Raw genomic sequence first — 17,811 nt, forward strand, 5'->3', positions numbered from 1 at the left:
ACTTAAATAAGGCTATAGACAAGGTGCGTATGACTCACCTAAAGTCCACCATCATAATCTCATCTTCGCTTTGTTCAATTTGCACATAGAAGATCTTAGTGCCTTCGGGATTTGCAAATAGACTTGGGCTAGCACCTTGAATTCGTTTTGCTGGAGTGAAAATGGGTACAGGTGGAACATTGATATCATAAGACTGAAGAAAGAACTGCAGGCCAAAGCTTCTATCGACATAAACAATACCCTCTACTGTTGGTATCCAGTTACCCCAGTCCACATTGTTCATGGTCGGAATGAATAGTTCTTCTTTGCCTTCATTATTTATCCTCCATATGCCGATCGTGTCTATCCTAGTATAATAAAGCAGGCCATCTTTAGGGCTTTCATGCATGAAATATCCGCCCTCCTTGGTTACTGCCTGAGGTTCCGATTCAGTCGCCTCAATAGATTGTTTCCAAATCTGCCAACTGCCTTCATGATTGGAAGCGAAGTAAAATAACTCCTCGTCTCTTGCAAAACGCGCATTGACCTGATCGCCATCTAAGTCAACCAGTGCAGTCATCATTTTCGAAGCAAGATCAATAGAGTATATCGCGTGGTCTCCATCAATTCTGGCATCAAAAATCAATTGTCGGTCATCAGCTGACCAGGAAGGCATATTCAGAAAGCTTCCTTCCAATGAAGTCATTTTAGTCAGGTTGTTGTCCTCGAAATTCTTGACCCAGATTTCAAAGTGACCGGATCGATCGGAAATAAAGGCCGCCTTCTTCCCATCATGAGATAGTGACGGGTGAATTTCAGCCCTTGTAGAACTGGCCACCTCCATTGGCTGTCCAAATTGATTATTGGTTTTTTCTGTAGACCAAATTCTTGTTTGATCCCTTAGGCTTTTATATACCATTCTATCCTCCTGCCTAGCAAACTTTGGTTCTGTGGGTACTCGATCGTTGATATGAAGCCTGGAAATAAGACCTCCGTCAATAGAAGTTCTCCAAAGTGCCCAGGTTCCTGCCCGATTGGAGGAAAATACAATCTGTTTGCCCTCATCGAAAATGTCCAAACCCAATATTTGGGCATCATCAAATGTGAGTCGTGTTAAATCGCCACTGGCCAATTCCATTTTATAGATATCCCTCTGTTGACCGCTTAGATTTCTTCTAAAGATCAAGTGACTGCCATCGGGCGAAAAAACTGGGTCTCGATCTCCGATTCCTCCAGCAGCTATGGCTTCCGAAGTCTCGCCTGATTCGATATCCAAGAAATAGATCTTTCGATTATCGCCTTCTGACTTTATATCGGTAAAGGCAATGGTCTTCCCGTCAGGTGACCAGACAAAGTCATCAGGTGATCGATAACAGTTCCCTATCTTCACTTTCTCTCCACCAAAGCTAGGCTCTTTAAAGATCTCGCAACTTCGATTTTCGGCACTCACATAAGCCATGTAATTACCATCTGGTGACCATATACCGTAACCTTGTGGACTTGGCAGCTTTGTAAATTTCATTTCACTGAGATCGTCCAACATTTTAATATGGACATCTGAATTAGGTGAACCCGGTTCGGCATAACTGAAGGATATTTTTTGACCGTCAGGAGAAATGGCGAGTGCTCTCTCAGGTCCTAGAAGTGTGGAAACAGGAATTGGATCATAAAAGCCGGTATACTGATCTTTTGAGAGCGAACTCACCAGGCCAACAGCACTCACCACCAAAGCTGATAGTACAAGCCAGAGCCAACCATTTGTTCGTGATGACTCATTAAAAATGTTAGTACCGGATTGGGAAGCAAAGTCACCAAAACGCACAGGCGCAATCAAACGATAGCCTGACTTGCTGATCGTCTCGATGTACTTTGGGCTCAAGGGATCATCATCAAGTGCCTTCCTGAGTTTTGACATTCCTCTTGTGAGGGCATTGTCAGTCACATAGACATCAGACCAAACTTCATCATGAAGTTTCTTCTTACTGACGACCTCACCCTGATGCGACACCAAGCAAGTCAGAATCTCCATTGTCTTGAATTCCAACTTGCGATTTTCTGACCCCTTAGAGATCATCAGCAACTCGGGTTCAACCAACCAATCACCTATTTTGAACGATTCCTTAATTCCCATATACTTCTTTGACACAATATACGGGAGATAACAATTCTGATTGGTCAAGTCACAAAATCGTCACATAAAAAGTCCTATTCCATCCTTTTTAGCGAGGTTGAAAGGACAAGATTTGAATGGTTTTAAATGAAAACAAAATCTCAAATCATGAAAAAGAACTCAAAAATAATTACCCTCGCCATAACACTGGCTTTGATTTCAAGCGGTGCTTTTGCGCAGGGTTTACATCCTTATAAGCAGAAGTTTGCGGATATGCAGACTTGGGCGCCTACAGCACCAAAGGATATTAACTTAAAGAACTTCCGCCCTTATAGAGCTGTGTATGGACGTACCTATACCAATGCCAGAGGCGAAAAAGTCAATGACCAGATCATAATGTCGGCTCAGTATGTCTACTGGTACGGAAAAAGAGTGATACTCTTTGAATACCATGATGTGGGTGCTAAGGAGTTCCACGATACAAATGCAAGAACACAGTTCTATTACTTGGACGAAAAGACCCTACAAATGTATATGGCCGTTGGCCCGAAAGCCGGAACACCACAAGACTATACCAGTGTGAGGGTTTTAGAAGATAAGATCACTACCTCAAGGTTGAACACTTCAACCGGTGAGGTCGACTTTAAAGAATTAAAGACTTCGGCCCCAAGCTTTGGGTTTCGCCAATTGCGTTTTCTTATGTGGGGTGCTATGGATCTAGAGGTTGGTAAGAAAATCAAACTACAGCCACTTTATAATGCACCATCGGCACAAAGCACCTTAGCGGCAGGCATTGTTACGGATCAGGTGGACTTTACCATGCCAGATAAAACGAAGAAAAGGCCCTTCATTGTCGAAAACACAAACAACCCTACCTCAGCCATAATGCATCAATTCCACATTATTAATGAGGCTCCTTATGTACTGGCGCAAGGCCTTTACAATGCGGATCAAAAGAAAGTAACAAGTTGGTGGTTGAAGTTGCAGCACTTTGAATATCTAGATGAGAAATAAGACTTAACAGCTATTCTTAATAGATCAAAGCGTTGCTGGGCAGTAATTCATTCATTTGGATTACTGCCTTTTTTATTACTGTTCAACATTGATCAATGCTCAAGTTCATTCAATCGACATTGTATTAACTGAATTCAAGGATTACCTTCACAGCTCTGACTCATTTGTAGATCCATGAAAAAACTTGCGTACAGTGTCATAGCCATTGCTGGAATCTTGGCCCTTCTCATCTATGCCGAAAGTATCCTGATCCCACTCGTATTTGGTGTTATCCTTTGGTATTTGGGAACATCACTCAAGTCCTTAACTACGAAAATTCCGGTCATTGGAAAGAAACTAAACACCACCATGGTGAATGTTCTGGTCTTCATCATTCTGGTCATTGGTTTTGGTGGACTTTCCAGGTTAATCACGTCAAGTATTGACTCATTGATGCTCTCATATGAAATCTATAAAGTAAACATTAACAGCCTGTTAGATCAGGTAAACGAGAGTTTTAATATAAATATTCAAGAGCAGTTCAATACCGCCCAAGATGGTTTCGATTATGGCGATATTCTGGGAAGTATAGCAGGCTCTATATCAGGTGTCTTGGGAGACGCCATCATCATCCTGGTGTATGCAGCGTTTATGTTTTCTGAAGAGACCAGCTTTAAGAACAAGCTCACAAAGATGTTTAAGTCTTCGGATGAAGAATCTAGAGTAACAAAAATGCTGAACAAGATTGGAAACTCATTTGGAGACTATATCAGACTGAAAACGTATGTGAGTTTGCTGACTGGTATTGTGGGATATATCTTCTTGGCCATAATGGGAGTTGACTCTCCATTTTTCTGGGCCCTGTTAATGTTTTTGCTCAACTATATCCCAACCATTGGATCTTTAGTAGCCACCGTTTTTCCAGCCGTATTTAGTTTAATGCAATTCGGAGAGTTCGGACCTTTCTTTATCATCCTGATCGGCCTGGGAGTGATTGAATGGGTGATTGGAAATGTGGTAGAGCCAAAAATCATGGGCAATTCTTTGAATCTCAGTCCACTTGTCACCATCCTTGCTCTGATTGTTTGGGGTCAGATTTGGGGGATTACAGGAATGCTTTTGAGCACACCCATCACCGTGATAATGGTAATTGTATTTTCACAATTCGAGAATACTAGAAGGGTGGCCATCTTGCTGTCTCAAAATGGGGATATTCAGCAAGATTAGTCGCGACAACCACAAAAAACCGATCAATCTTGAAAAGCGAGTCAAACTTATTGGCTGGTATACCCGACATATCTCTAGGGTTTCATTAACTTGCAATACAATTATGCTTAAACAAAACCTGAGGCCTAAAATATAACTAACTGCTGCTGGCCTTAAATATCATTTTTTTTGTTCAGCTCATCTAAGCCTCTCTAAAAACAAATCGACCTTTCTAAGGTCAAAAACAAATTATGCGAAACGATAACCTCCAGATTAGTGCTTTCTATCCTTTGTGGAAAAAATACAAGCCTGTAGTTCTGAAATTGATGGTTGATGCCGAAAATGGACCTCAGTCTTACCCCCTTTCAAAGCATGAGTTTACTGATCTAGCTCCTAAGAAGAACATTGTATACTCCTTTAAAATCGACATTTTCCAAAGCAAGCCTTTGGTTGCCATCAAGACTTCGTTAGTAGCGCAAGACTTTATGGAAATGATCAAACAGTCGGGCAAGGCCATTGAGCTTATGGATGTTGCTACTTATCACATCGAATTAGACAAGCAGTTTATGCTCAATATCAGCTGCACTCCTGTAGCCAATGAAACCGAAGAGGCCCCTGAAGAAGAGGCAGAAAAAGAAACGGAAGAATAATATTCTTCCGTTTTTTATTTTTTAGATGTAGAGGTAATTCAGAATATCAGCGAATAACTTTCACGCTGACAGCATTCATACCTTTCATTCCCTTCTCTAAGAGAAAGCTCACTTTATCTCCTTCTTGAATTGGCTCCATCAAGCCATTTACGTGGACAAAGAATCGTTCTTGGGTTCCATCTTGATTGATAAAACCATAGCCTTTTGAATCGTTGAAAAAGGACACTTTGCCACGTCTCTCGGCAGTCATATCTTCCTTCTCCTGTTTTGGAACTCCAATCTCAATACTAGAAGCCTTAACTTCTTTCTTCTTTACTGTCGGATCAGGTGGCGTATCGGTGATGTTACCAAACTCATCTACATAAGCCATCATTTCATCAAGACCACCACCAGAAGCATTAGCTCTTCGCTCCTCCTTCTTCATTTCCTTTTCTTTACGCTTCTGTAAGCGCTTCTTCTCTCTTTCTTTTTTCTGGAACGTGTTCTGTGATCTTGCCATTCAGTCTATAAATCTTTGATAATTAGGTTCGATGCAATTTAGCCAATTTGTGTGGGTTTATGAGCCCCATCAGTTCAAAAGATTTCTAAAAGAGGAATAAAAGGATTCATTCACTTCGGTGAAAGACCTTAACGCACTCAAACAACTGTACGCTATTAATTCAATTATTGTACAAGATCGAACAAGTAAGTCCCGAGTTACATAGCACTACCCCTGCCTATTGCCTCTAATACTAATATTTCGTTTTTGGTAAAGTATTTGTTATACCGAAATAGATGTTATACAAAATGAACTTATGAGAAGGAGCGATTTAGGTGAGTTTGAGGAACTTGTACTGTTAACAGTTGCAGTATTGTTTCCTTCGGCATATAGCGTAGCCGTAGCCGAAGAATTGGAAAGACAGACAGGTAAAGTGGTGACGACTGGTGCTGTTCATTCTGCTCTTCAGAGACTTGAAAAGAAAGGTTATCTGGAGTCCGCTATGGGCGAGGCCACGAAAGAACGCGGAGGAAGAAGAAAACGACTCTTTACAGTGACCACCCTCGGAAGCCAAATGCTTCATACCGTCAAATCTGTCCGGGATAACCTATGGGGAAACATTGCTCCTGGATCACTCCCCTCACTAAACTTAAATAGTCAATGAGCCAATACAAGTCCACTCCCAAGTGGCTGGACAAGCTCGTAGAATGGCTTTGTCCCTATGAATTGCATGAAGAAGTCTTTGGTGATCTACATGAGCGATTTCAGCACATGGTTGATAAAAAGGGACTCAGGCATGCCAAACTAAGATACCCTCTTGAAGTCCTAGTTTATTTAAAATCCACAGTCTCATTCAAAAGGAAATCAAACAGATCTAAAACCCAATTTACCGCTATGTTTAAGCACTACTTCACTACGGCAACAAGAAACATTATCCGCAATAAATCCTTTTCATTCATTAATGTAATGGGCCTTGTTTTGGGCATATCTTCTTTCTTACTGATCAATTTGTGGGTAAATGACGAAAGATCAATCGACAACTTCCATGAAAATCAGGGCGACTTATACGCACTTTATTTGACTTCAGAGATTAATGGTGAGGTCTCCGGAGATTATGATATTAAAGAATGGGAGCTCTTTAGTAATAGAAATGTATGGCTAGCTGAAGAGTTACCCAAAGTAATCCCTGAAATAAAGCACATAGCTACCTATATCACAAGTTATGAGCTTCCATGGGGATACCCTAACACCTTCCAAGTCGGAGATGTAAAACATCGACTTGAAGGAGCCATTACTGGAAACGACTTCTTTAAGATGTTCTCTTATCCAATACTATATGGAGACAAAGAGAACCCTCTCACCAGAGCCAAAACACTTGTTATTTCAGAATACATGGCATCCATTTTCTTTGAGAACCCTCAAGACGCTGTGGGCAAAACGATCCGCTATGAGAACACGCTGGATATGAAAATCACAGGTGTTTTTAAGAACATACAAGCCAATAGTTCCCTTCAGTTCGATTACCTAATCAGTTGGGAAGATGCCGAAAGCCTGCCTATTGTCATGTCCGATAACAAAGCCCCTACATTCATACAATTGCATGCCAATGCTGATCCTGAATTAGTCGCACAAAAACTTAAGGCATTCGATGACTCTAGTAATAACCCTGCTTACGAAAGGTTAGAATTAGGCTTACAACCTTATGGCGATCAATATCTCATCTCGAAATTCGAAAATGGCAAACCCGTCTCAGGACGCATTGAATACATCAACATTTTCAGTGGTGTGGCCATTTTCGTGTTGATTATAGCCTGTATCAACTTTATGAACCTAGCGACAAGCCGTTCGCTCAAAAGAGCCAAAGAAGTTGGTGTCAGGAAGGTAATAGGTTCTTCAAAAGGTTACTTGATTGGTCAGTTCCTTGGCGAATCAATACTTCTCACTTCGATTGCCATGATTGTATCTGTTATCACTGTCAGTGCAATTGTTCCTTACTTCAATAACTTCACGGGTAAGGAAATGGCGCTACCGCTGTCCGAGCCTTTTTATTGGTTGTTTCTCATAATTATCGTCTTAGTCACCGGAGTCCTTTCTGGGGCCTATCCGGCTGTATTCTTATCTTCCTTGCAGCCTGCAAAGGTGTTGAAGGGAATGGCAAGGTTTACTAACACTGCCAAATTCTTTAGAAAAGGCCTTGCCACGTTTCAGTTTAGCCTATCCATCCTTTTGCTGATCGCTACCCTGGTCGTTTCTCGACAGACTGACTACATTCAAAACACTAACCTCGGATATGACAAAGAGAACGTCATCTACGTAAGAATCGAAGGGGATCTTGTCAGCAAGTATCACTTATTCAAAGAAAGTTTATTGACCAAATCTGGAATTGCTATGGTTGATAGAAGCAGCGAAGCACCTCATGACATGGCTTTCGAAATAGCAGGCCCTTTTGCCTGGGAAGGCATGGAAGAGAATCGACAGATGAGTTTCAAACCCACATCCGTAGGCTTTGACTTCCTGGAAATGATGGGCTTAGAGATTGTTGAAGGCCGGGGCTTTGACAAAACAATACCTACTGACACCGCTGCCTTTATGATCAACGAAACTGCATTGAAGCAAATGAACCTCGATCAACCTTTGGGCAAGCGTATTTCTGCATGGACAAAACAAGGAAGAATCATAGGTGTGCTGAAGGATTATCACACGCACTCGCTGCACGAGCCAATTAAGCCTTTAATCGTTGATGTTAAGGAGGATCTGAACTTTGGAATTATCATGGTAAAAACACTCCCTGGTCAAACACAAAAGGCGATTGAGAGCCTAGAAGAAGTTTCCGCCAATATTAACCCCAACTATCCACTTGAATATCAATTCATGGACTTGGAATATGCTGAACTTTACAAAAACGAAAAAGTAGTAAGCAGCCTCTCTAATATATTCGCCATACTTGCCATTATGATTTCTTGTCTTGGCTTGCTCGGCCTGGCCATGTTCTCAGCAGAACAACGCATTAAGGAGATTGGGGTCCGAAAGGTTCTAGGTGCTTCGGTAGCCAGTATTATCAAGCTCTTCTCAAAGGACTTTTTGCAGCTCGTTGTCTGGTCATTCGTGATTGCCACACCCATAGCAGCATACTTAATGAAGAACTGGCTTGAAGGCTTCGCCTATCAAATCAATCTATCTTGGTGGATATTCGCCCTAACAGGCCTTCTGGCCTTGATCATTGCTTTCTTGACCGTTGCCTATCAGACTTTTTCAGCCGCTAAGGCCAACCCAATCAAGAACTTAAGGACAGAATAGCGCCTATTCGAAGCCGTTGTCTCGGAATACTTGAGCGAACCATTTGGCAGAGGCCTTAGGGGTTCGTTCAAGTGTTTCGTAATCAACATAGTTGATCCCAAAACGAGAACCATAGCCATGAGCCCATTCAAAGTTGTCAAACATACTCCATGCAAAGTATCCCTTAAGATCAACCCCACTTTCGATTGCCTCGTGACAACCCATCAAATAGCCCTTGTAGTAAGCCAATCGTGTGGATGAATCGTCAACTTCACCATTGATCATTTCATCATCACAGGCAAAACCATTTTCGGTAATGTAAATGGATGGGCTATTATAACGAGCGCTTATCCACTGAAGCAAGTTTCTGCATCCCCATGGTACCACAGCCCAATCCATAGCCGTAAGTGTCCATTCTGGATCAAGTGTGAGACTAACCCCCTGATCCTCTGAAATTCCACCGTTACCTTTGATATTGTTCTGTGCAGCCGACTCTTCATTTGCAGCGTACATGGTAGTATAATGATTCAGACCGAAAAAGTCTGATGATCCTTTCAACATTTTCGACTCTTCCGAAGTGAATTCAGGCAGCCTGTCTCCCAGCCTGTCCTTCATGACTTGCGGATAGTCACCGAAATAAACCGGATCGGCAAACCAACCCAGAAAGAATTGTAAAGCACGTTCTGCAGCTTCTTTATCTTCTGGTTTGTCTGTCAGTGGTTCACGCCAGTCACAATTGTTAGTGATGCCTATAGAACCGTTTTGAGATGCATACTTACTGCGATATAAGTCAACAGCCTTTGAATGAGAAAGCAAGATATGATGAGCTGCTAGATAAGGTTCACTATTTGACTTTCTACCTGGTGCAAAACTACCATGCCCATAACCAAGCACAGAAATCACCCAAGGTTCGTTGAATGTAATCCAATTCTTCACACGATCTCCAAACCTTTCGAAACATAGATCAGCATAGTCCTTGAAATAGTCCGTTACTACTGGATTGAGCCACCCATCTTCTTCTGTTTGCAGTGCCAGGGGCAAATCCCAATGGTAGAGTGTTACCCAAGGTTGAATTCCATTGGCAAGCAATTCATCGATCAGATCAGAGTAGAACTGTATACCCTTCTCATTAACAGCTCTTTTGCCTTCAGGCATGACTCGAGCCCATGCAATGGAAAAACGATAAGCCTTAAACCCTTGGGACTTCATCAAGGCAACATCTTCCTTGAATCTATGATAATGGTCAATACCAATATTGCCATTGTCCATGTTCTTGATTCTATTGGGAATTGTACAGAAGGCATCCCAGATAGATGGCCCTTTGCCATCCTTATCGTGTGCACCTTCAATTTGATAAGATGAGGTAGCCGAACCCCAGGTAAAATTTTCAGGAAAGTTTTTCATAATCGCGTCTCTCTTACAAACATAAAATACTCTTTAATACCATCAATCTATTGATAGCAGAAAGTATGCTCTGTTGTAATATTGATGTAGTAATACTGGAGGGGTGGAAAGTCAGATGAGCTATTTAAGTCGCCTATCAAAGTACTCCTCAATCACCTCAACCTGCCTTACATACTTATCAAAATCAGGGAAATCTGGAAATAGAAGGAAATTTCGCTCCCGAACAGATTGAACCGAAGGTACTATAGCCGCTACATAAGCTTTAGATTCAATCACCTTTCTGATACTGTTCGCCAATTGATCAGAATAAGGAACATCCGACCAGTTATCTGGCAGGTCTTCAATAGAGATATTGACAATCGGTGCGTCTTCTTTGAGTTCTATTACTCTCAAGACTCTATTCTTGGGGATGAACTGGCCTGTATTCGCCAATGTCTCAAGCTTGGCTAAGGCGATGTTTTCTGAAGTATAAACCACCCACATATCGCGCTTACTCCAGCGACCTGAACTGTAAAATGATCCTCTTGGGGGAAAGTAATCGCTATACTTTAGCTTGTCAATTTTGTAGACGAGCATTAACCGTAGACGTTTTGCTCTATGCGATCTATAGCATTCAATACAGACAATCTGCCGGTTTCAGTTTTAAGCAATTCTGCCGGCTTTACATCTCCTAAGGATGCGATTCGTGTATCTAGCCAGTCATAAAAATCATTTTTATCACCTTCAAATGCTTCAAGGCCCTTCCTATAAATCTTCATGAGACTTGAGATTTTGTCTACCGTATCCATCTCCAGTTTATCCTCTTCCTTAGCCCGATAGAAAGAAGATTTACTCATATCGAGCATTTTGGCAATATCGGTAACAGGTAAGTTTGTAATGCCGGGAATGGCTGATAAAAAGGCACCGGGAATATCTACAGGCTCCATACCGTCATAGTTGACCAAAGCATGAAATGCCACCGTCATTCGCTTGCCTTTAATATTGAACTGTCTTCCAAAGTCAGTACTATCATCACTGATTTGGAACACGCCACTGAAGCGCTGTACGTTCTGAAGATCATTTATAGACTGTCTCATATGAAACTTATTCATTCCCAATTGGGACTCAAATATATAAACGAGCTTTGAGAATAAAAAGTTTACCTCAGTTCAAGATTTTCAGAAAGGCCTAATTAGACTATTTCTTAGCCTTCTTTTTCTTGGCTACTGGCGCCTCTACTTTCTTAACATTTTTCTTTCGAGGTCTTCGAACACCAAAAGTGCCCATAGAAATCTTACCCTTTTTGGTTTTGACATCTCCCTTTCCCATAATTTTGAATCATTGGTGTATTGAAAGATACTAATTGAAGCAGAACATGCCAAATCACTGATTATCAACAATTAATCAGTCTCAACAAATTCAACACTGTGAATCATAGGTAGATTATTACTCAATGTTTCCCAACGTTCACCCCCATTATCAGATAAATAGAGGTTACCAGTCGTAGTACCAAAGGCCAAAGTTTCTCCAAGCAAGCTGAGTGCGTGGCGATAGGTAATGTCAAATGCAGAGCCTTGTGGAAGCCCATCTCTAAAATGCTGCCATGTTTTACCACCATCGTCCGTTCTACTCACACAAAGCGATTGATCAATGGCTACACGCATCACATCGCTTACCCCAGGAACAACCCAAGCCACATCTGGATTTGTGTCATGTGCTGCTACCGCAAAGCCAAAATTGGCAATACCATCCTTCTCCGTAATGTCAGACCAGTTGTTTCCTCCATCAACTGTTCTAAAAATACCACAGTGGTTCTGCTGCCACATGACCTTTGGGTTTGCCTTACACCAATCCACTAGATGTGGATCCTGGCCATACTCAGATGAAGGGTCTGGTAAGTAGTCTGCCCTTAGGCCCTTATTCATCACATGCCAACTATCACCACCATCATTAGATTCGAAAACACCAGCACAACTGATGCCTATATAGATATGATCTGAGTCGTTCGGGTCAACCAGTATAGAATGTAGCCCGGGATGGTCTCTCCCACCACCGAACCATTGATCTTTCCTACTTGGATGATCCCATAGCCCTCTAACCAATTCAAAAGAATCACCATTATCCGTGCTCTTGAACAAACCACCTGGCTCAGTGCCGATATAGATTGTTCCGGGACGATCGGCACCTCCATTGGAGAATGCCCAGAGCAGTTTGGTTGAAGCAGGAACACCATCCTTGATTTCTTCTCCATCGGGATACTTTGGAGCTTCTAGTTCTTCCCAGTCTTTGCCATTACTCGATCGATGTAATTTACAACCCCAATGACCATGATCTAATAAGGCCCACCAAGTGCCAGTGACCTGATCAATTGTGGCTATGGTAACTGGAATGCCAACGAATGAAGTATGGTCATACTCCCATTTTCCTGAACCTGATTTCTTATAAGTGACCAGCCCCTTTCGGGTACCGATCAAAAGATGATTTTGAGCCATGATATGGTATGATTAAGATTAAAAAATCTATTGTCTAAAAAGTATACTCAATCCATGACGATCGCCACCTTGTTAAAGGGACATTATCCGCCTGACAGGGCCTGCATCACATAAACCTCATCCTTTTCTACCAACTCATCCATCAGCCGCTCTCTGTCTTTCACCATCTCATTTCCAATGAAGATATTAACGTGCTTACGCAAAGTTCCATTCTCATCAACGATGTAATCCTTGAGGCCAGAATATCTATTCTCAATCTCATTTAATACTTCAGAGACCGTCTTGCCACTTACTTCCAGGGGTGCTAAATCCGGATAAAACCGTTTGAGGTTGCTGGTAAACTTTACTACTGCCATAATTATAATCTCACAAATCGATTGAATTTATAAAATCAAAGTTGATGTATCAAACGATCGAGACCTCTTGAGGTTATTGAACTTAAATTCGTCCTTCAACTCTAATCAAATCCACTTTTGATCGTTGTGGGTTCTTTCATGTACAACCTCACCAGTATGCTGGGTAGACATTGGTTCGAAAAGCAACACCCATACTTCTTCATCGGCACGGGTAAAAGGATTGTGCTCTACTCCCTTCGGAACAATGATCATATCTCCTTCTTCTAAAACCTCCGTTCTATCACGAAACTCCATGAATAACTTCCCCTTAAACACTTGAAAATATTCATCTTCATGTTCGTGACTATGCCAAACAAATGCTCCCTGAAGTTTGGCCAGTTTCACTTGCTGACCATTGAGTTCACCAATAATATGGGGCTTCCATTGGTCTTGGAATAATTCGAATTTCTCCAGTATATTTTTCTTAGAAAGGTCCATGGATCGAAATTAGTGAAACCTTATAATTCCTTTGACCCAGAAAACATCAAAGGTCATTTAAATGGTCTTATTGGTAAAAATAAGGCCTATGATGAGAGCTATTCTCAATGAGAAGGCAATTCCCACACTCAGGTGGTGCTTCATCAAGTCGAGCTGCGGGGCAGGGTTCTCTTAGAAAGAAATCAAAGCGATCACTGTTCAACCATGTTCTTGTAGTATCCACCCTTGCGACTTCGAAGTAACCGAAAATTGGGTCTTTTGGTCTATCTGGATAATAAAGATTACCTACAATATTTGCTGGTGTCTTATCAAAAATAGAACCTGATAAGTTGGCTATTTCCTCTACTTTGGTCCAGTAGGCATGGGCCCCTTCATCTATCGTAGATTGGACCACCTGATAGAAATAGGTGAAAGCAAACCGACCATCCACGGTGGTATTAGCAAGATTTTGACGTGGGATTAAGTCCGGTTTTAGTTTTGCTCCATTAAAAAGCCTTAGTGCCTGCCCTGTGATATCATTGGTTACATAACATGGTGGTGGTGGTGGGCCACAACAGACTTGCGTTTGCACCGCAGTGTAGGTTTCGATTACATTCCACCTTAAATAAAAATCGGTCTCTTTTTCCAGTATTTCGGTGTCGACCAGAAGTTGTGAAAGCCTTCTCAATTCACGAATACCTCCTTGATCAACGACAACATCGACCAAGTCTACCTCTACATAAATGGAGTCTTTGGCTTTGAGCCCAGGCATAATGGAGGGCTCAGACAAAACCTGTTCTCCGGAAGGCAGTGTGATAGCTATCTGATAGCTCCTTCCCTCTCTTGCTGAATCGTTCGGCATAACCAACCTGTAATTGCCAGGATTATTAAGTTCTTCTTCATACTGAGCAATTACACTCCCATCCTCTAAAAGATCGATAGTCGCCCCACTTAAAGCTTGCTGCGCACCATCGCTCCTGGTTGAAGATTCAAAGATGGTAATTTCGTTCCCAGCTGTTCCGTCAGTAATTCTTCCATAAACAATTAGAGAAGGCGCTGTGGGTTTACTACCCAGCTCGATTACCTCGGCACAACCAGCCATCATCAACCAGGTGATGGCAATTGCTAAGACAGCTGATATCATGCGCTTCGAGATGACCTTTTTATTCATTACTGTTGAAGTAGTTGAATTTAATTAAGCGTACGGTTTATCACTAATAATTTAGTCAAAAGAGATTGTCCATTTTAAACCTTCCGTTTTTCGTGAATAAAAACTATTTTGATAAGCTTGGAAATGAGTAACTGACTTATGACAAGGGCTTTGCCAAATCAAGTTTGATTTCTGTGATAAATGCCCTTATACTTGCCAATTATTCCAAAGCGCTAATTGACCTTAATGGAGAAATTCGTAGATGTCCGAAAGCTGATTCACGATAAGAATCCAACCCTACTAAAGTGGTTACCTGGATTCATCATTCGATACATCGAACGCATCATTCATCAAGATGATATCAACGCATTTATGGCCGCCCATACCGAGGCAGATTCTTATGAGTTTAGCAAGGCGGTAATGGAGAAATTCAATGTGACTCTTGACATTCACGGTCTTGATAACGTGCCTCGTCCTCCGGAAGGGATCATTTTTGCTGCCAATCACCCCCTTGGTGGCTTCGATGCACTTGCCATCATCACATCACTAAAAGAGATTAGGCCTGATATCAAGTTCATAGTCAACGACTTCTTACTAAGTCTCAACAACCTGAAAGACAGTTTTATTGGTGTTAATAAGGTAGGAAAAAATAAGGCAGACTCCTTGCAAAGAGTTGACGAACAGTTCGGTTCTGACTATGCTACATTTATTTTTCCTGCCGGGCTGGTCAGTCGCAGAACCAAAGGAGTGGTTAAAGACCTGGATTGGAAAAAAACCTTTGTGGTCAAATCCATAAAGTATAATAAACCCATAGTTCCAGTGTATATTGAGGGAAGACTCACCGATAGATTTTATCGATTAGCCAACATTAGAAAGGCATTGGGAATCAAGCTAAACATCGAAATGTTCTATTTGGCAGACGAGTTTTATAAACAACACAATACTAAAATGAAGATTACTATTGGTCAACCCATACCAGCTTCTACTTTCGATGCATCAAAGAACGAGAAAGAATGGGCGCAATGGGTAAAAGAAGAAGTATACAAGCTTGCATAAGCTTAAATGGAATAAATGAAGCAAAGCAAAGAACTTAAGCCGATCATCCCAGCAGTTGAAAGAGAACTGATTGAAGACGAATTGAAAAACAATCGTTTTGTCAGAACAACAAACAAAGGAGGCAATGAGATTTACATTGTAAATCATCATAACTCCCCTCATACAATGCGGGAGATTGGTAGGCTAAGGGAGGTTTCTTTTAGAGGTGCTGGAGGTGGAACCGGTCACGAGATCGATATCGATGAATATGACACTACCGACCGATGCTATGAACAACTGATTGTATGGAGTCCTGAGGACAAGGAAATTATCGGAGGCTATCGATTCATTACAGGAGACAGAGCCTACAATCCCGAAACAGGAGATTTTGACCTTTCTACTGCACATTACTTCGATTTCTCAGAGCAGATGAAAAAAGACTATCTGCCCTACTCTATTGAGTTAGGCAGGTCATGGGTACAGCCTAACTATCAGCCTTCGGTTAATCCACGGAAGGGACTTTTCGCCCTTGCTAATATTTGGGATGGTCTTGGAGCATTGATAGTCAATTACGAAGGCCAAATGAATTACTTCTTTGGCAAGGTGACCATGTATACCAGTTACAACAAAGAAGCCAGGGATATACTGCTCGCTTTTATGGCCAATTATTTCCCTGACAAAGACAATCTATCAACACCAAAGAAGGAACTCTTTTCTGGCTACTCTGATGAATTGTTTAAAGCCAATTTTGATGATAACGTCTCATTTGAGGACGGTTTCAAGGTATTGCAAAAGCTCTTGAAAGAAAGAGGTGAATGGATCCCTCCTTTGATCAACATTTACATGAATCTTTCTTCTACCATGATGTCTTTTGGCACTGCCTTTAACCCTGATTTTGGTGGTGTTGAAGAAACGGGTCTCATGGTGACCATAGGCGACATACACGAATCAGTGATTGAAAGGCATTGCTCCGGCTATACAAAGCCTTAATCAGGCTTAAAAGGATCGTTCCCTTCATTTGATTAATCACATTCCTTTTTATCTTAGGTCTATTGTTTTGATTAATTGAATCCAATGGACTTTACCTTAGGTATAGAAGAAGAGTACATGGTCATAGATCCTGAAACCAGAGCACTGGTTTCTCACGACCAAAAAATAGTAACAGAAGCGCAAAAAGTGATTGCCGGTCAGGCCACTCCTGAAATGCATGAAGCTATGGTGGAAGTAGGCACCAAAGTCTGCACTGACATTAAAGATGCACGTAGACAAATAAGCTTTCTTAGAAAGAGTATTTCAGATATAGCTAATGGTCTAGGCTACAAAATTGGTGCTGCAGGCTCTCACCCCTTCTCCCATTGGAAAGATCAACCCATCACACCCAAAGAGCGATATCAGATGCTCATCCGAGAGCTTCAAGACACGGCAAGAGCTAACCTAATCTTCGGCTTACATGTGCATGTGGGTATTGAAGACGAGACCATGAGGCTTCACGTAGCCAATTCAATTCGTTATTTCTTGCCGCATATTTATGCTTTGTCAACCAATTCACCCTTTTGGGAAGGAAGAAATACGGGCTTCAAGTCTTTCAGGCCCAAAGTATTTGACAAATTCCCAAGGACTGGTATTCCTGATTACTTCGAGAGTGTCTCAGAATATAACGACTATGTCAACCTACTGATTAAGACAGGTTGTATCGATGAAGCAACCAAAATCTGGTGGGACTGTCGAATTCATCCAAAATTTCCAACCATTGAGATTCGTATTTGTGATATCCCATTGACCATCGATGAGACTGTTACCATTGCAGCTCTGATTCAAGCCTTGGTTGCCAAACTTGTGAAATTGCGACATGGCAATATGAATTACATGAGTTACAAGAGATCCTTGATTACTGAGAATAAGTGGCGCGCCTCGCGCTACGGAATTGATGGAAAACTCATTGATTTTGGACGTGAAGCGGAGGTTCCAGTACACGAATTGATCGCTGAATTTGTCGATTTTGTAGATGATGTTGTGGATGATCTTGATTCTAGAGAAGAAGTCGAAAATGTATTTAAGATCCTGAAGAATGGTACGGGTGCCGATCGTCAACTTAAAGTGTTTGAAGAAACTTCGAAAGTAGAGTCAGTCGTTGATTACATCGCGGAGCAGACTGTTTTAGGTCTTTAATGACACTTAAAGTACTGTGGCACCATCGGCACTAGTGCGGTTTCGATTCCCCGCATTATTAACTACATTGAGTTTGGT

Annotated in this window: 18 protein-coding genes; 8 read left to right on the forward strand and 10 right to left on the reverse strand. The window is 41.6% G+C overall.

Annotated features, from left to right (window positions below):
• Window positions 1-34: 34 nt before the first annotated feature.
• Window positions 35-2,125: a winged helix-turn-helix domain-containing protein gene (locus BFP97_RS04715; RefSeq protein ID WP_221406589.1), complete on the reverse strand. Its 2,091-nt coding sequence runs from the start codon at window positions 2,123-2,125 to the stop codon at window positions 35-37.
• 132 nt (window positions 2,126-2,257) lie between these two features.
• On the opposite strand from BFP97_RS04715, the gene BFP97_RS04720 reads away from it, so the two are divergent.
• The 3 genes from BFP97_RS04720 (at window position 2,258) to BFP97_RS04730 (ending at window position 4,938) form a co-directional block, all read left to right on the forward strand.
• Window positions 2,258-3,103, forward strand: coding sequence for a hypothetical protein (locus BFP97_RS04720; protein WP_139135184.1), 846 nt, complete (start codon window positions 2,258-2,260; stop codon window positions 3,101-3,103).
• A 174-nt stretch (window positions 3,104-3,277) separates the two neighbouring features.
• On the forward strand, window positions 3,278-4,309 hold the full coding sequence (locus BFP97_RS04725) for an AI-2E family transporter (RefSeq protein ID WP_069841308.1): 1,032 nt from the start codon (window positions 3,278-3,280) through the stop codon (window positions 4,307-4,309).
• A 230-nt stretch (window positions 4,310-4,539) separates the two neighbouring features.
• Window positions 4,540-4,938, forward strand: coding sequence for a hypothetical protein (locus BFP97_RS04730; RefSeq protein ID WP_069841309.1), 399 nt, complete (start codon window positions 4,540-4,542; stop codon window positions 4,936-4,938).
• Window positions 4,939-4,984: 46 nt separating this feature from the next.
• On the opposite strand, the gene BFP97_RS04735 is transcribed toward BFP97_RS04730, so the two are convergent.
• Window positions 4,985-5,437 (reverse strand): cold-shock protein, encoded by a 453-nt coding sequence (locus tag BFP97_RS04735; protein ID WP_069841310.1) that lies wholly within the window; start codon window positions 5,435-5,437, stop codon window positions 4,985-4,987.
• Between the two features lie 295 nt (window positions 5,438-5,732).
• Between BFP97_RS04735 and BFP97_RS04740 the strand changes: the two genes are divergently transcribed.
• Both BFP97_RS04740 and BFP97_RS04745 read left to right on the forward strand, forming a co-directional pair.
• A complete protein-coding gene (locus BFP97_RS04740) occupies window positions 5,733-6,080 on the forward strand; it encodes a PadR family transcriptional regulator (RefSeq protein WP_069841311.1) in 348 nt (115 codons plus the stop codon).
• The gene (locus BFP97_RS04745; protein WP_083262429.1) at window positions 6,077-8,713 is read left to right on the forward strand and encodes an ABC transporter permease; all 2,637 of its coding nucleotides are present in this window, start codon (window positions 6,077-6,079) and stop codon (window positions 8,711-8,713) included. The genes BFP97_RS04740 and BFP97_RS04745 overlap by 4 nt, the downstream gene beginning before the upstream one ends.
• Window positions 8,714-8,716: 3 nt before the next feature.
• Here BFP97_RS04745 and BFP97_RS04750 read toward each other — a convergent pair whose 3' ends face one another.
• The 8 genes from BFP97_RS04750 to BFP97_RS04785 form a co-directional block, all read right to left on the reverse strand.
• Window positions 8,717-10,096 (reverse strand): GH1 family beta-glucosidase, encoded by a 1,380-nt coding sequence (locus BFP97_RS04750; RefSeq protein WP_069841312.1) that lies wholly within the window; start codon window positions 10,094-10,096, stop codon window positions 8,717-8,719.
• A gap of 120 nt (window positions 10,097-10,216) precedes the next feature.
• On the reverse strand, window positions 10,217-10,672 hold the full coding sequence (locus BFP97_RS04755) for an RES family NAD+ phosphorylase (RefSeq protein ID WP_083262430.1): 456 nt from the start codon (window positions 10,670-10,672) through the stop codon (window positions 10,217-10,219).
• Complete coding sequence (locus tag BFP97_RS04760; RefSeq protein ID WP_170827400.1) at window positions 10,672-11,172, reverse strand: antitoxin Xre/MbcA/ParS toxin-binding domain-containing protein; 501 nt, start codon at window positions 11,170-11,172, stop codon at window positions 10,672-10,674. The genes BFP97_RS04755 and BFP97_RS04760 overlap by 1 nt, the downstream gene beginning before the upstream one ends.
• Before the next feature lie 100 nt (window positions 11,173-11,272).
• Entirely contained in the window at window positions 11,273-11,404 is a 132-nt protein-coding gene (locus BFP97_RS04765; protein WP_069841315.1) for a 30S ribosomal protein THX, read from the reverse strand.
• Between the two features lie 71 nt (window positions 11,405-11,475).
• The gene (locus BFP97_RS04770; RefSeq protein ID WP_069841316.1) at window positions 11,476-12,567 is read right to left on the reverse strand and encodes a sialidase family protein; all 1,092 of its coding nucleotides are present in this window, start codon (window positions 12,565-12,567) and stop codon (window positions 11,476-11,478) included.
• Window positions 12,568-12,650: 83 nt separating this feature from the next.
• On the reverse strand, window positions 12,651-12,923 hold the full coding sequence (locus tag BFP97_RS04775) for a MoaD/ThiS family protein (RefSeq protein WP_069841317.1): 273 nt from the start codon (window positions 12,921-12,923) through the stop codon (window positions 12,651-12,653).
• A gap of 105 nt (window positions 12,924-13,028) precedes the next feature.
• The gene (locus BFP97_RS04780; RefSeq protein WP_069841318.1) at window positions 13,029-13,400 is read right to left on the reverse strand and encodes a cupin domain-containing protein; all 372 of its coding nucleotides are present in this window, start codon (window positions 13,398-13,400) and stop codon (window positions 13,029-13,031) included.
• Window positions 13,401-13,467: 67 nt separating this feature from the next.
• Entirely contained in the window at window positions 13,468-14,550 is a 1,083-nt protein-coding gene (locus tag BFP97_RS04785; RefSeq protein ID WP_069841319.1) for a DUF4249 family protein, read from the reverse strand.
• 225 nt (window positions 14,551-14,775) lie between these two features.
• Between BFP97_RS04785 and BFP97_RS04790 the strand changes: the two genes are divergently transcribed.
• The 3 genes from BFP97_RS04790 to BFP97_RS04800 all read left to right on the forward strand — a co-directional run bounded on the left by BFP97_RS04790 (window position 14,776) and on the right by BFP97_RS04800 (window position 17,733).
• Window positions 14,776-15,585 (forward strand): 1-acyl-sn-glycerol-3-phosphate acyltransferase, encoded by an 810-nt coding sequence (locus BFP97_RS04790; RefSeq protein WP_069841320.1) that lies wholly within the window; start codon window positions 14,776-14,778, stop codon window positions 15,583-15,585.
• Window positions 15,586-15,600: 15 nt separating this feature from the next.
• Entirely contained in the window at window positions 15,601-16,554 is a 954-nt protein-coding gene (locus BFP97_RS04795) for a GNAT family N-acetyltransferase (RefSeq protein ID WP_069841321.1), read from the forward strand.
• 84 nt (window positions 16,555-16,638) lie between these two features.
• Window positions 16,639-17,733, forward strand: coding sequence for a carboxylate-amine ligase (locus BFP97_RS04800; protein ID WP_069841322.1), 1,095 nt, complete (start codon window positions 16,639-16,641; stop codon window positions 17,731-17,733).
• Window positions 17,734-17,811: the final 78 nt, after the last annotated feature.

This window comes from Roseivirga sp. 4D4 (assembly GCF_001747095.1).
Taxonomy (GTDB): Bacteria; Bacteroidota; Bacteroidia; order Cytophagales; family Cyclobacteriaceae; genus Roseivirga.

Bases quoted from the DNA above. Each gene is read 5' to 3' on its own strand.
- BFP97_RS04720 (WP_139135184.1), top strand. From the start codon at position 2,258: ATGAAAAAGAACTCAAAAATAATTACCCTCGCCATAACACTGGCTTTG.
- BFP97_RS04725 (WP_069841308.1), top strand. From the start codon at position 3,278: ATGAAAAAACTTGCGTACAGTGTCATAGCCATTGCTGGAATCTTGGCC.
- BFP97_RS04730 (WP_069841309.1), top strand. From the start codon at position 4,540: ATGCGAAACGATAACCTCCAGATTAGTGCTTTCTATCCTTTGTGGAAA.
- BFP97_RS04735 (WP_069841310.1), bottom strand. From the start codon at position 5,437: ATGGCAAGATCACAGAACACGTTCCAGAAAAAAGAAAGAGAGAAGAAG.
- BFP97_RS04740 (WP_069841311.1), top strand. From the start codon at position 5,733: ATGAGAAGGAGCGATTTAGGTGAGTTTGAGGAACTTGTACTGTTAACA.
- BFP97_RS04745 (WP_083262429.1), top strand. From the start codon at position 6,077: ATGAGCCAATACAAGTCCACTCCCAAGTGGCTGGACAAGCTCGTAGAA.
- BFP97_RS04750 (WP_069841312.1), bottom strand. From the start codon at position 10,096: ATGAAAAACTTTCCTGAAAATTTTACCTGGGGTTCGGCTACCTCATCT.
- BFP97_RS04755 (WP_083262430.1), bottom strand. From the start codon at position 10,672: ATGCTCGTCTACAAAATTGACAAGCTAAAGTATAGCGATTACTTTCCC.
- BFP97_RS04760 (WP_170827400.1), bottom strand. From the start codon at position 11,172: ATGAGACAGTCTATAAATGATCTTCAGAACGTACAGCGCTTCAGTGGC.
- BFP97_RS04765 (WP_069841315.1), bottom strand. From the start codon at position 11,404: ATGGGAAAGGGAGATGTCAAAACCAAAAAGGGTAAGATTTCTATGGGC.
- BFP97_RS04770 (WP_069841316.1), bottom strand. From the start codon at position 12,567: ATGGCTCAAAATCATCTTTTGATCGGTACCCGAAAGGGGCTGGTCACT.
- BFP97_RS04775 (WP_069841317.1), bottom strand. From the start codon at position 12,923: ATGGCAGTAGTAAAGTTTACCAGCAACCTCAAACGGTTTTATCCGGAT.
- BFP97_RS04780 (WP_069841318.1), bottom strand. From the start codon at position 13,400: ATGGACCTTTCTAAGAAAAATATACTGGAGAAATTCGAATTATTCCAA.
- BFP97_RS04785 (WP_069841319.1), bottom strand. From the start codon at position 14,550: ATGAATAAAAAGGTCATCTCGAAGCGCATGATATCAGCTGTCTTAGCA.
- BFP97_RS04790 (WP_069841320.1), top strand. From the start codon at position 14,776: ATGGAGAAATTCGTAGATGTCCGAAAGCTGATTCACGATAAGAATCCA.
- BFP97_RS04795 (WP_069841321.1), top strand. From the start codon at position 15,601: ATGAAGCAAAGCAAAGAACTTAAGCCGATCATCCCAGCAGTTGAAAGA.
- BFP97_RS04800 (WP_069841322.1), top strand. From the start codon at position 16,639: ATGGACTTTACCTTAGGTATAGAAGAAGAGTACATGGTCATAGATCCT.